General features: G+C 71.6%; 9 protein-coding genes. 3 read left to right on the forward strand and 6 right to left on the reverse strand.

What is annotated here, in order from left to right; translation table 11 throughout:
• Nucleotides 1-372 precede the first annotated feature (372 nt).
• Nucleotides 373-2,193, forward strand: a complete 1,821-nt coding sequence (locus WMF24_RS41130) for a right-handed parallel beta-helix repeat-containing protein (protein WP_437732918.1) — start codon at nucleotides 373-375, stop codon at nucleotides 2,191-2,193.
• A gap of 147 nt (nucleotides 2,194-2,340) precedes the next feature.
• Here the strand turns inward: WMF24_RS41130 and WMF24_RS41135 are convergent, their stop codons facing one another.
• On the reverse strand, nucleotides 2,341-3,024 hold the full coding sequence (locus WMF24_RS41135; protein WP_437732919.1) for an HAD family hydrolase: 684 nt from the start codon (nucleotides 3,022-3,024) through the stop codon (nucleotides 2,341-2,343).
• Nucleotides 3,025-3,204: 180 nt separating this feature from the next.
• Between WMF24_RS41135 and WMF24_RS41140 the strand changes: the two genes are divergently transcribed.
• Entirely contained in the window at nucleotides 3,205-3,924 is a 720-nt protein-coding gene (locus WMF24_RS41140) for a hypothetical protein (protein ID WP_437732920.1), read from the forward strand.
• A gap of 106 nt (nucleotides 3,925-4,030) precedes the next feature.
• On the opposite strand, the gene WMF24_RS41145 is transcribed toward WMF24_RS41140, so the two are convergent.
• The 3 genes from WMF24_RS41145 to ftsH all read right to left on the reverse strand — a co-directional run bounded on the left by WMF24_RS41145 (nucleotide 4,031) and on the right by ftsH (nucleotide 8,117).
• Complete coding sequence (locus WMF24_RS41145; protein WP_437732921.1) at nucleotides 4,031-4,288, reverse strand: hypothetical protein; 258 nt, start codon at nucleotides 4,286-4,288, stop codon at nucleotides 4,031-4,033.
• Between the two features lie 202 nt (nucleotides 4,289-4,490).
• The gene (locus WMF24_RS41150) at nucleotides 4,491-6,113 is read right to left on the reverse strand and encodes an SBBP repeat-containing protein (RefSeq protein WP_437732922.1); all 1,623 of its coding nucleotides are present in this window, start codon (nucleotides 6,111-6,113) and stop codon (nucleotides 4,491-4,493) included.
• Nucleotides 6,114-6,188: 75 nt separating this feature from the next.
• Nucleotides 6,189-8,117 (reverse strand): ATP-dependent zinc metalloprotease FtsH, encoded by a 1,929-nt coding sequence (ftsH, locus tag WMF24_RS41155; RefSeq protein ID WP_437732923.1) that lies wholly within the window; start codon nucleotides 8,115-8,117, stop codon nucleotides 6,189-6,191.
• A 725-nt stretch (nucleotides 8,118-8,842) separates the two neighbouring features.
• Between ftsH and WMF24_RS41160 the strand changes: the two genes are divergently transcribed.
• Nucleotides 8,843-9,781, forward strand: a complete 939-nt coding sequence (locus WMF24_RS41160) for an SUMF1/EgtB/PvdO family nonheme iron enzyme (protein WP_437732924.1) — start codon at nucleotides 8,843-8,845, stop codon at nucleotides 9,779-9,781.
• Between the two features lie 312 nt (nucleotides 9,782-10,093).
• Here WMF24_RS41160 and WMF24_RS41165 read toward each other — a convergent pair whose 3' ends face one another.
• Nucleotides 10,094-11,026, reverse strand: a complete 933-nt coding sequence (locus WMF24_RS41165; RefSeq protein ID WP_437732925.1) for an NAD(P)-binding domain-containing protein — start codon at nucleotides 11,024-11,026, stop codon at nucleotides 10,094-10,096.
• Nucleotides 11,023-12,813, reverse strand: a complete 1,791-nt coding sequence (locus tag WMF24_RS41170) for a 1-acyl-sn-glycerol-3-phosphate acyltransferase (protein ID WP_437732926.1) — start codon at nucleotides 12,811-12,813, stop codon at nucleotides 11,023-11,025. The genes WMF24_RS41165 and WMF24_RS41170 overlap by 4 nt, the downstream gene beginning before the upstream one ends.
• Nucleotides 12,814-12,844 lie beyond the last annotated feature (31 nt).

The following is a 12,844-nucleotide window of genomic DNA, read 5'->3' on the forward strand; positions in this document are numbered from 1 at the left end:
CGGCAGCGAAGGAAGCGAACGGCCACCAACGACCAGCGAACGGCCACCTGGGCCACCAACGGCCACCAACGACCAGCGAACGGCCACCTGGGCCACCAACGGCCGACCGACGACCACGCACCGGGCTCATGAAGGGCGCCGCTGGACGGCGGTGTAGCCCCCCCGCGCGGCGCTCGCGGCTTGCAGCGCGCGTCGGTCCGCGGCGCGAGGCGCACGGTGGCGCGCGGCGCGACGCGCGGTGGCTCACGGCCCCGGGTGAGCGGGCTCGCAGCGCGTCGAGCCCGTCTGGCTGAGGCGCGCGCTTCGAGGTAAACAGGCCGTAGCGCCGCACGAGCCCGCGCCGCGGCGGGCGGCCTTCCCCGGAGCGTCGAGATGAGAGGATCGAGGAACGTCATCCAGCGGGCCCGTGATCGCGTGCGCATCGCCTGCGCGCTCGCCGCGCTCGCCGCGGCCGCCTGCGGCCCCACGATCCAGGTCGCGGGGCCGCCGCCCGACGAGACGGCCCAGCCGTCGGCGCCGCAGAAAAAGGCGCCCGCCCCGGCCGGGCCGCACACGACGCCGGAGCCGCCGGCGCCGGCGGCCGTCGAGCCGTTCGTCAAGACGCAGGACTCCGACGCGTGGGTGAGCCAGACGTTCAAGCTGCAGCAGCGGTACGAGCGCGTCCTCGTCGTGGGCGCGCCGGCCCCCGCCACGATCCGCGTCGCCCCGCGCGATCTGAACGCGCGCGACGCCGCGGCAGCGCCGCAGGACCTGCCGGTCACGCGCGCGTTCGCGACGCTCCAGGACGCGGCGGACGCGGCCCGCGGCGGCGACCTCGTCGCGGTGCTGCCGGGGACCTACGCGGGGTTCTCGATCGGCGACAAGCCGAGCGCCGGCCAGGAGAAGTACATCCACTTTAAGGCGATGGGGAGCCCGGGCGAGGTCGTGATCAACCGGGCGTGCCCCGGCGACCCGAACTGGATGATCTACCTGAAGACGGCGCACCACGTGGTGATCGAGGGCTTCAACCTCGCCGGGAGCAGCGAGCCGGGCAAGCAGGCCGCGGGCTCGCCGCGCGCGGGCATCATGGTCGACGGCGCGTTCGGCGAGACCGGCAGGCTCGCGCACCACATCGCCATCGTCGGCACCTTCTCCCACCACCATCGGGTGTGGGGGTTCCACTCGACCGACAGCCACACCGTCCTCCTGCAGGACAACCTGTTCGCGCTCTCCGGGCGCGAGCACGGTGCTTACGTGTCCGACGGCTCGGACAACTACGTGGTTCGTCGCAACGTGTTCTTCGGCAACAACGCGGGCGGTTTCCAGGCGAACCTCGATCCGGAGGCGTCTCTCGAGGAGGTGATGAAACACCCGTCCTTCCGGGGCTACCCGTCCATGCAGCCGACCCGCGCCTGGGCCGCGGGGCTGATGAAGCTCGCGACGGACAGGTTCGGCGAGCACGGGTTTCCGGACGGCCGGGGCGTCAACTTCATCATCGAGCAGAACGTGATGAACGGCAACGGGCGCATCGGCGGCGGGGCGATCAACCTCGCCGGGCTATCGGACTCGGTGATCCAGAACAACCTCGTTTACGGCAACTTCGCCCACGGAATCGCGCAGTGGGACAACGCGAACCCCTTCGACCGGGCCTATGTGGAGCCGGGCCCGCGCTCCCCGGAGCAGGTGAGCGGCCCCGACGCGCTGCCGCTCTGGGGGTGCCGCAACAACCTCATCCGCAACAACACGGTGATCATGAACACGAGCGGCCGGGCCGCGCTCCAGTGCGGCAACGGGAGCTGGGGGTGCCGGCTGCGGAACAACATCTTCGTGAACGACGCGGCGTCGTCGATCGAGGTGCTGAGCACGGGGATCTACCGGTTCGACGCGGGGCACAACGTGCTGACCCAGGTGAGCTACGGCGGGATGCCCGACGGCCTGAAGCGGCTCGCGGCGGCGCTGCCGGAGACGCGGGCGATCACCGGGATCACGCGCGCGCGGCTCGCGGCGGAGGTGGTGCGCGCGGGCGAGGAGCCGTGGGTGGTCCTCGAGGGGAGCTGGTGGAAGCTCAACCCGAACCGCCCGGATTTCAGGCCGAAGCGGACGTCGAAGATGCTGCTCGGGCAGGGCGACCCGCGCGAGATGCCGGCGCGGGACCTGCTCGGCAACAAGCGCAGCGGCGCCGAGGTCGGGGCGCTGTCGCCGGGGCCGGGCTGAGGGAGAGGCAGGCCTGGCCGAGGGGGGCGCGGCGGGCCTGGCTGAGCGGACGCGGCGGGACAGGCTGAGCGGACGCGGCGGGCCTGGCTGAGCGGACGCGGCGGGACAGGCTGAGCGGACGCGGCGGGCCCGCGGCGGCGGCGTCGGTCAGGGCTCGCCGGCGGCGGTCGCCCCAGGGGCGATGCCGAGCCAGCGGTGGGCGTGCTCGAGGCTGGGGAGGCAGACGTCGGCGAGGGCCTCGAAGCCGCGGTCTTCCCAGGGGCCCTCGGGCACGGCCACGACGATCATGCCGGCGGCGCGCGCGGCCGTGACGCCCGCGAGCGAGTCCTCGAGCACGGCGCAGCGGGCCGGGGGGACGCCGAGCGCGGCCGCGGCGCGGAGGAAGATGTCCGGGGCCGGCTTCGGGTGGGCGACGTCGTCGCCGGAGACGACGGCCTGGAAGCGCTGCCTGAGGGAGAAGCGCGCGAGCACGGCGTCGATCAGCCGGTGCGGCGAGGACGAGGCGAGCGCCGTGGGCAGCCCCGCGCGCGCGGCCGCGGAGAGAAGCTCGGCGGCGCCGGGCTTCAGCGCGAGCCCGCCGACGGCGCCGATGAAGGCGTCGACGACGGCGGCGACGTCGCGCTCGTGCTCGACGGCGAACCCGAAGCGCTCGCCCGTGGCGGAGAGGGTGGCGCGCAGGCCCCCGCCGACGCAGGCGGCGTGGTGCTCCCTGGTCCAGGTGAAGCCGCGCGCGCGGCAGAAGGCCTGCACGACCTCGAGCCAGAGCGGCTCGGAGTCGACGAGGAGGCCATCCATATCGAAGAGGAGCGCGGCAGGGGGCAGCCCGGGCATGGGCGGGGTGGGTAGCCGAGCCGGGGCGCGATGCCAACGGGCCTGAGGGTGGTGGGAACGCAGGCGCCGGGGCGTGCGGGTGTGAGGAAAAGTCTTGCGGGGGGAGTGAAGCAGGCGAACGATCGCGCGGCGTTGACGTAATGAGGCAGAACGGGCGCGGCGTGCCCAAGGAGAGCGGAGATGCGCGGGAGTACTTCTTCTCTGGTGTTCGTGTTCTGCGTGGCCGCGGGCGCGGCGCTCGCGGCCTGCTCGGGCGAGACGACGGAGAGCCCCGGCGGCGGCGGGGGGAGCGGGGGAGACGGCGGCGCGGGGACGACGAGCAGCACGACGTCGGCCTCGACCACGACGTCGGCGAGCACGACCTCGACCGCGACGGCGGCCACGACGTCGAGCGGGGCTGGCGGGGACGGTGGCGGTACCGGCAGCGACACCGTGTGCGATCAGGCCTGCGACAAGGCCGAGGAATGCATGGTTCCCCTGTGCAGCAGTTTCGCCTTCGACTGCGCAGACCCGGCCGCGGAGTGCAGCGCGCAGTGCATGCTCGACGCGTCGTGCGAGCAGATCGAGTCGATTTCGAGGGGTGTTGTGGATCCGGAGCTCGCCGGCTGTCTGAGCGAGTGCGAGGGGACGGAAGGGGGAGGCAGCGGCCTGGAGTGCCTGAGCTGCGCGGGACAAAATGCCTGCATGAACGACTGTGCGGACGACCCCGTGTGCCTGATCTGGCTTCTCTGCGCACAAGGATGCATGCAGAACGATCCGCAGCCGGAGTGCTTCAGCGCCTGCAATGAGAGGCACCCTGGCGCAGCGGCGATGGCTGAAGCCGTTTATGATTGCGCCTGCACGGATTGCAGCGAGAGCTGTGGTGCCGTTGTAGATCCCTGCAATCAACCGGGGATGTAGAGCCTCCGGGCGCAGACACCTTACGCCGTGTCCTTCGCGCCATCGTAGAGCGACGCGCGCAGCCCGTCAGCCCGTGGAGCATCCCCCAGGCCGCGTCGAGGCGAGGCTACGGCGCCGGCGCCCTCCCCTCCTCCAGCGCGCCGCGCCGCGCGGGCGCGCCGTCCCGCGCCGGCGCGCCCTGCGCCCGCGCGATCGCCTCCAGCTCCGCCCTCTCGAGGGTCTCTCGCTCGAGCAGCCGCTCCGCGATGCGGTGCAGCACCGGCAGCCGCTCCTTCAGCAGGGCGCGGCCCCGCTCGTACGCCGCCGTCACGGCCGCGCGCACCTCGGCGTCGATCGCGCGCGAGTGCTTCAGGCGCTGTGACACGGAGGCCTCGAACGACCCGGAGAACGGCGAGCGGGTAGAGACGCTCTACCGTGCTGCGTACGAGTGCGCCTGCACGAGCTGCGAGGAGACGTGCGAGGCTGTCGCGGATCCATGTAACCAGTGAGCTGAGCCGCGCCGGCGGCGCACGAGCGAACCGCCAGCACTGCTGGCGATGGCCGTGCCTGACCGGCGCACCTTGGCCTCACGGGCTGAGACTCGCAACGAACAGGTCCCCTCCGTCCTGTGGCGTCATGGCTCCGGTGCCGAAATCGATTTTACCGGAAGCGACGCCGGTGACCAGGAGATCTCCAGAGCCCCCGAGCGCGCTCGCGCTCACGCTGATACCGTCCTCCCCGACCACGCCAAAGGTCCTTGCCCAGAGGGGCTCACGATTAGGCCCTATCTTCAAGAGCAGCACGTCCTGCTCTGACTTTGCCCGAAGCACCTCGCCGCCCAGCTCGACGCTTTCGGTCAAGGCACCCATCATCAACATGTCACCTGTGGGTTCGACGAAGAGCTCACGGAGGCTCAGGTTCGGGTCGAAGACTTGACCCCACTCGTAGACGTCCGACGTCGTGTACTTCAACAAGGCGGCCGACAGTTCATTCGCCACGAATTCTCCGCCGCCAAAATCAACCGTCCCGCGAAAACCGATCAAGACCACAGGGCCACCAAGCCGATCGACGGCGATGGATCGGAGGGTATCGTGCTCGGGGCCTCCGAGGATCCTCGTCCAGCTCACGAGGCCACGGTTCGACAGCTTCACCACGTAGGAGTCCGAGCCACCGACGGGCGTGTACGAACGGTCACCTGAAACTAGCTGTTCATAAAAGAGACCTGCAACGATGATGTTGCCAGCAGGATCGACGACGAGACCGATGACGCTCTGCGTACCGTCGCCACCCAACACGCGGCCCCAACCACTTTCATCATCAAAAGAGCCGTCAGAAGAACTCAATCTCACAACAAACACATCACTGCCTTCAGTATCGTTGATTATGACATGATCGTCATCGAACCTAATTGTCCCGCAGTAGCTTCCCGCGAGCAACAGGTCGCCATCCGGGAGAAATACCATCCCCGACGTGGTGCTCGGCACGAACCCGCACATCCCTCCACCCAGCGGCTTCCTCCACAGCAACGCGCCATCCGGATCGTATTTCTGCAGCATCATGTTCATTGAGCTCAGGCCATCCTCGATCTCCACGCTCACGACGGCGACCTCGCCCTGGGGGTTGACTGCAACGGAGAACAACGTCTCGTTGTCCACGTCCCCGAGCTGCCGACCCCAGATGTATTCACCCGATGCGGAGAGCTTGACCAGGAACGCGTCGCGCTCTCCGGAGGCGATGAGCACATCCTCGCCGAGCGGGATCGCCCCCTGAAAGTTGCCAGCAATATAGATGTTGCCTGCGGAGTCCACCGCGGCGCCATTGATCGTCTCGTCCTCCGCGCCGCCGATGAGCCTTGCCCACTTGACGCAATCCTTCCCGTCGCAGTCTTCGTCCTCCGTGCTCGCGCACGTCTCTACCGCCGGCGTCACCTCACCCAAGCACGCCTCGTACCCGGAGCCGTCCTGCTTGCACGCCTGCGTCCCGGCCCTGCAGATGCCGACATCCTTCGTCTCGGAAGGCCCGGAGTAGCACGCGGCCACGCTCTCCGGCTCGCAGGTCGTTCCTCCGCCTGCTCCTCCCGCTCCGGCCGGCGTCGCTCCCTCGGCGGGCGCGGCGTCCTTGAAGTCGTCCAGGCCGAGCACCAGACCGCAACCGGATACCGCCACGATCCCCAGTCCCCCGAGGCATCGTGGCAACGCACGCATCTTCATGCGCGCCATCGTAGAGCGACGCGCGCAGCCCGTCAGCCCGGGAGCACCCGCCGGGCCGCCCGCGTCGATGCGAGGCTACGGCGCCGGCGCCCTCCCCTCCTCCAGCGTGCCGCGCCGCGCGGGTGCGCCGTCCCGCGCCGGCGCGCCCTGCGCCCGCGCGATCGCCTCCAGCTCCGCCCTCTCGAGCGTCTCCCGCTCGAGCAGCCGCTCCGCGATGCGGTGCAGCACCGGCAGCCGCTCCTTCAGCAGGGCGCGGCCCCGCTCGTACGCCGCCGTCACGGCCGCGCGCACCTCGGCGTCGATCGCGCGCGCGGTCTCCTCGCTGAAGTTGCGCTCCTCCCCGAGGCTCACCGGGGTGTCCAGGAACCGCGCGCCGACCGGGCGGCCGAACGTGAGCGGCCCGAGCACGTCGCTCATCCCGAAGCGGCACACCATCTGCCGCGCCGTCTCCGTCACGCGCTCCAGGTCGTTCTGGGCGCCCGTCGAGATGTCATTGCAGCAGAGCTCCTCGGCGATCCGGCCGCCCAGCATCACGCAGAGCCGATCGCGCAGCTCGTCGCGCGTCATCAGGTAGCGATCCTCGGTCGGGAGCTGGAGCGTCGCGCCCAGCGCGCCGATCGAGCGCGGGATGATCGTCACGCGATGGACCGGATCGGCGTGCTCGACCGAGAGCGCGACGAGCGCATGGCCCGCCTCGTGGAACGCCACGCGGCGCTTCTCCTCCTCGTTCATCGCGCGGCCTCGCTTCTTCAGCCCGAGCTGGATCCTGTCGATCGCCTCCTCGAAGTCTCGCTGCTCCACCAGCGTCGAGCCCCGGCGCGCCGCCGCCAGCGCGGCCTCGTTGACGGCGTTCGCCAGATCCGCGCCCACCATCCCGGACGTGCGCTGCGCGACGACCCCGAGATCCACGTCCTCCGCGAGCTTCAGGCGGCGCACGTGCACGCGGAGGATGTCCTCCCGGCCCTCGAGGTCGGGCCTGTCGACGAGCACCTGCCGGTCGAATCGCCCCGCCCGGAGCAGCGCCGGGTCGAGGACCTCGGGGCGGTTCGTCGCGGCCATGATGATGACCCCGGCCGTCGCGTCGAAGCCGTCCATCTCGACGAGCAGCTGGTTGAGCGTCTGCTCGCGCTCGTCGTGCGTGGCGAGCGCGGCCACGCCGCCGCGCGACTTGCCGATGGCGTCGAGCTCATCGATGAAGATGATGCACGGGGCGCGCTCCTTGGCCTGCACGAAGAGATCGCGCATGCGGGCCGCGCCCACGCCGACGAACATCTCCACGAACTCGGACCCCGAGAGAGAGAAGAACGGCACGCCCGCCTCGCCCGCGATCGCCTTGGCGAGCAGCGTCTTGCCCGTCCCCGGCGGGCCGACGAGCAAGACGCCCTTCGGGATGCGCGCCCCGAGGGCGCGGTACTTGTCCGGGTTCTTGAGGAAATCGACGATCTCGACGAGCTCTGCCTCGGCCTCGTCCACCCCGGCCACGTCCTCGAAGCGCACGCGCTCTTCCTGGTTGCCGTCGTAGATCTTCGCGCGGTTCTTGCCGAGGTTCATCGGCCCGGCCCCCCGGCCGAGCTTGCGGTAACCCATGTAATAGATGCCCGCGATGAGGGCGATGGGCAGCGCCCAGCTCAGCAGGAACTGCTCCCAGAACGAGACGACCTCGATCTTCCCGGAGAACTTCACCTTCTTGTCGACGAGCGACTCGAACAGGCGCGTCTCGTCGATGCCCGGCAGACGGGAGGTCTCCACGACCGAGCGCGCTTTCCCCTTCCCTTCCCCTTCTCCCCCTTCTGCTTCTGGCTTGAGCGCCGCGACGATCTCGTTCTGGCGGATCTCGACCTCATCGAGGCGCCCTTCCTGGAGCAGCGACAGGAACTCGCTGTAGGGCACGACCCGAGGCTCGAGGCGCCGCACGAGCGTGGCCTGGAAAAGCCATAACCCGACGAGGGCGAGGAGCAGGTAGACGCCCGAGAACATGGCCCGTCGCTTCTTCACTGGATCCATGGCGTTCACTCCGAGATCCGAGGCCCAGGCGCGCTGTACGCGCTGGCCGCACGCGAGGATCGATAGGCATCTCGCCATCGCCGGCAAGTGAGGGACAAGCACGCTCATGTCCCGCGGTTCGCGGGGGACGAGCTCCTCCGCATGCGACGCAAAGCGATCTCGGCCTGGAAGGCGCGACGGCGAGGGGCGGACACGACAGGGCGCTTCGCCTCGTCGTGACCTCACTTACCTCGGCGCGAGCCCAGGGGAGAGGCGCGGCGGCGCCGGCGGGCGAGGCGGAGGAGCGCACCGCGATGAAGCCCAGCAGCGCGCCGGGGGCGTGTACACTGCGCCTCGTGCCGTCCGCGCCACCCCGCGATCACCTCCGGGCCCGTCTGTCGAAGACCTCCTCACTCCCTCGGTACCACCTGTCAGGACGCGCGGATCCAGGACTGCTCGTCGCCCTTGCATGGCTCGCGGCGTGCGTCAGCCCGAGCGACGGCGGCGGCAGCGCGGCGAAGAAGGTGGACGCGTCTGGCGAGGCGCTCGTGGCGCACGGCGCAGAGGGCACGGCGGCGCTGGCAGCGGCGCCGGCGTCCGCGGCGGTCTCGCGGATCGCGCCCGCAATGGCCTCGGCTCCAGCGCCCGCAGCGGCTTCGGCCCACGCCGCGGCTTCGGCCCACGCCGCGGCTTCGGCCCACGCCGCTGCTTCGGCCCACGCCGCTGCTTCAGCCCACGCCGCTCCCGTGCCGGCCGGCAGCGCGCACGCCGGCGCCGCCATCCCGGGCAGCGCCGCCGCCGGGCCCCCGCCGGCCGCGGCCGCAGCGAGCGCCGCCCCTGCCGGGGCGCAGCCGACCGGCTCCGCCAGCGCCGGGCCCGGCGTCTTTCCCCCGCGGCCGCTCGGCCTCCCGCTGGAGCTCGGGTCCTGCCCCGCCGACATGGTCCTCGTCGGCGGCTTCTGCATCGATCGCTACGAGGCGCACCTGGTCGTCGACGCCGGCGGGCAGCTCAGCGTCCACCCGCACTACCAGCGGCCGGAGCCGGGCGTCAGCTACCTCGCCCGCAACGAGGCCGGCGTCTTTCCGCAGGCGTACATCAGCCGTGTCGAGGCCAAGGCCGCGTGCGTCGCCGCGGGCAAGCGCCTGTGCACGCGGCGGGAGTGGCAGCGCGCCTGCCGCGGCGACGGCGTGCACCGCTACCCGTACGGCCCCCGCGGCGAGCGCGGGCGGTGCAACACGGGCAAGCCCCACCTCCTGCGCGAGCTCTTCGGCGACCACCCGCCCGGCGGGTGGAGCTACGAGCGTCACTTCAACAGCCCCGACCTCAACCAGAAGCCCGGCTTCCTGGCGAGGAGCGGCGATCACGCCGGCTGCGCCAGCGAGCTCGGCGTCCACGACATGATCGGGAACCTGCACGAGTGGGTCAGCGACATGGTCGATCACGATCTCGTGCAGCGCATGCGCACCGAGGGTGTCGAGCGCCGCGACCAGCCGTGGCAGCACGGCAACGGCGTGTTCATGGGCGGCTTCTTCAGCACGACAAGCGAGCTCGGCCCGGGCTGCTACTTCACGACGATCGCCCACGAGCCGGCCTACCACGACTACTCCACGGGCTTCCGCTGCTGCGACAGCCCCGAGCCGCCCGCCGCACCGGAAGCTGCAGGCGCGAAGAGGCAGGACGGCTGACGTCGGCGGCGGGTCGACCCATGTCCCTCGCGACCGCCCTACCGCTGTCGAGATCGATGCCGGAGAGGCGGTTCGACCGCCCTACCGCTGTCGAGATCGATGCCGGAGAGGCGGTTCGACCGCCCTACCGCTGTCGAGATCGATGCCGGAGAGGCGGTTCGACCGCCCTACCGCTGTCGAGATCGATGCCGGAGAGGCGGTTCGACCGCCCTACCGCTGTCGAGATCGATGCCGGAGAGGCGGTTCGACCGCCACGCCGCTGTCGAGATGGCAGTGGGCTGCGCGGTCCGACCGCCCCGCGCTGGCGTCCTGTCACGCCGTGAACATCCGGTCGAGCACCGCCCTCGGCGCCCCGCCCTGCAGGATCGTCTCGAGCGCCTCGAACACCCCCGCGTCCACCTTCCGCGCCTTCGCGAACGCCACGACGCGCGGGATCAGCGGGATCGCCTCCACGCGCAGCCTCGCCTCCGCAACCGCCTCGTCGAGCGTCCGCCCGCGCGCGAGGGCCTTGCCGAGGATCACCTCGGGGCGGCCCGCGAGCCGGATCGAGGCGAGCAGATCGCCGTACCCGCCGAGCCCCAGCATCGTCCGATCCTCCGCGCCCGCCGCCACGGCGACGCGCGCCGCGCTGTCGACCGCCCTCGAGATGAGCGCCGCCAGGAGCCCCGCCCCGGCGCCCGCCTCCTCGGCGAAGCCGACCCCGATCGCGAGGCACCCGACGAGCGCCGACGCCCACTCCAGGCCCAGCAGGTCCGGCGTCGTGTAGACGTGGAGCGCGTCCGACTGGAACGCCGCGGCCACCGCCGCGTGCACCTCGGGGAACCGCGAGCCGCACACGATCGCCGAGGGGCGGCCCTCCGTGAGCTCGTCCGCCTGCACCGGGCCGCCCAGCGCGCCCACCCGGCGCGCCGGGGTCTCCTCGCGCACGAGGTCCGAGACGGTCTTCAGCGCCTCCCCCTCCAGGCCGCGCACGCCGTGGATCACGAGGTGCGACCCGTCCATGTGGTCGCCGAGCGCGCGCAGCGCCGTCCGCGCCGCGTTCGACGGCACCGCGATCACGAGCAGCCGCGCCCGGGCCACCTCCGCATAGTCGCGCACGATCCGCGGCCCGTCGTTGATCTGCGGGTGCTCGCGCCGCGAGAACAGCAGCACCTCGGCCCCGGTGCGGCTCGCCGCGAGCGCCAGCGCCACGCCCCAGAAGCCGCCGCCGATGACCCCCACCGAGGGCGCCGGACGCGCGCTCACCGGCCACCTCCGGCGCCGTTCATCGAGCCCGCGCGCGCGGCGCCCCCGACGACCGGCGCGCCCCCGACGGCCGGAGCGCCGCCGCGCGACGAGGCCGCGCCGCGGTCGTCGAGCGGCGGCGGCGGCGACGAGGGCGCGAGCGGCGGCAGCGGCGGCTGCACCTGGAGGCCCGAGGGGACGCCGGGCGGCGCGATGACGTCCCACGCGACGCCGTGGGCGGCGAGGCGGTTCTGGTAATAAAAGAGCAGGTTCGTGTCGCAGATCGCGATGCCCTCCGGCCGCGAGTCGAGCACCGGCGACGAGTGGTAGCCGGCGAAGGCGCGCAGCGCGCGCTCGACGATGTCCCCGCCCGAGCCGAGCCGGACGTCCTCGCCGAGCACGATGAGCCCCCGCTGCTCCAGCGCGCGCAGGCGGTCGCAGAGCGCCATGACGTCGGCCGCCAGATCGTCGCGCGGCACCGTGAGCACGTCGCGCTGGCGCAGCACCGTGAAGAGGTCCGCCGCGGGCGCGTGGGCGCGGAGCCGGGCGAAGCTCGCCGCCGCGACGACGTGCGTCGCCATCACCACCGTGTCGCGCGCGTACGCCCGGCAGATCTCCTCGCCGAGCTCGCGGGCATACTGGGCGTCGCGCGCCGCGTCGATGACCGGGGCGCCGTCCTGGTTCTTCACGTAGCTCGCCGGATCGACCTCGCGGCCCCGCGCATCGAAGGACCGGCCGAGCTCGTCGACCCGGTTGCCGAACGGATCGAGCGGCTCGGAGAAGCGGATGACCACCGCGGCGTTCATCGCAAGGAGCTTCCGGAGGAACGAGGCGATCCGGCCGATCCGGCTCGACTCGTCGTCCTCGATGATGAAGCGGCCCTTGCCGGCCTCGGAGAGGAAATCGGCGATGAGCGTCTCGGCCTCGAGCGTGATGAGATAATTGATCGTGGCGGGGACGAAGAAGACGCGGCGCTCGCGGCCGCTGAGCAGCGTGCGCGTGTAGGCCTCGAACGCGCTGCCGACGAGGCCGAGCTTGAGCTTGCGCTCGACGCCGCCGGACCGCGACCGCGTGCCCCCCGGGAAGAACAGCGAGTGGTAGCCGCGCTCGAGCAGCACGCCCGAGTACGTCTTCAGCACGTCCTTGTAGAGGTTGTGCTTGATGCGCCGATCCACGCGGTAGGCGCCGAGGTTGTGCATGAAGAACGAGAGGACCGGGTTCGTGAAGAGGTTCTTCCCGGCGCCGTAGGTGGCGGGCGGCAGGCCGGCGCGCTCGAGGGCGTAGCCGAACACGATGGAGTCCAGGTTCGACAGGTGCGTCGGCACGTAGACGGCCGTGCCGCGCTGAACGAGCGACCGGAGCTTCGGCAGCGGCCCCTGCACGAGCACCCGGTCGGCGAGCAGCTCGAGGCTGACGAGCTTGCGCGGGTCGCGGACCACGGTCATGAGCTTCCGCGGCGCGAGCAGCGCGCTCACGACGGGCGGCAGGAGCCGCGACGAGAGCTGGTAGACGCGCCGGTCGAAGTTCCCGGCGATGTCCCACGCGTACTCCTCCGAGAGCTCCCGCAGGCGGCGGCGGCGCTCGGCGTCGTGCATGCGGCCGAGCGAGCGGGCGAGCCGCTGCCACTCGGCGAGCTCGCGGACGTCCTGCGGCTTCCGGGAGCCCTCGAGCCGCTTCGCCTCCTGGTACGCCGCCTCGTTCATGGCGAGCAGCGGATCGCGGGCGGCGGCGACGACCCGGTCGACCACGGTGCGCACGATCTCATCGCGCGCGTCGTTGAACCCGAAGATGGGAGCGCGGGAGTCCATGCCCGTAGTCGTATAGAAATCAGGCGGCGGG

Source organism: Sorangium sp. So ce1335, assembly GCF_051521615.1.
Taxonomy (GTDB): Bacteria; Myxococcota_A; Polyangia; order Polyangiales; family Polyangiaceae; genus Sorangium.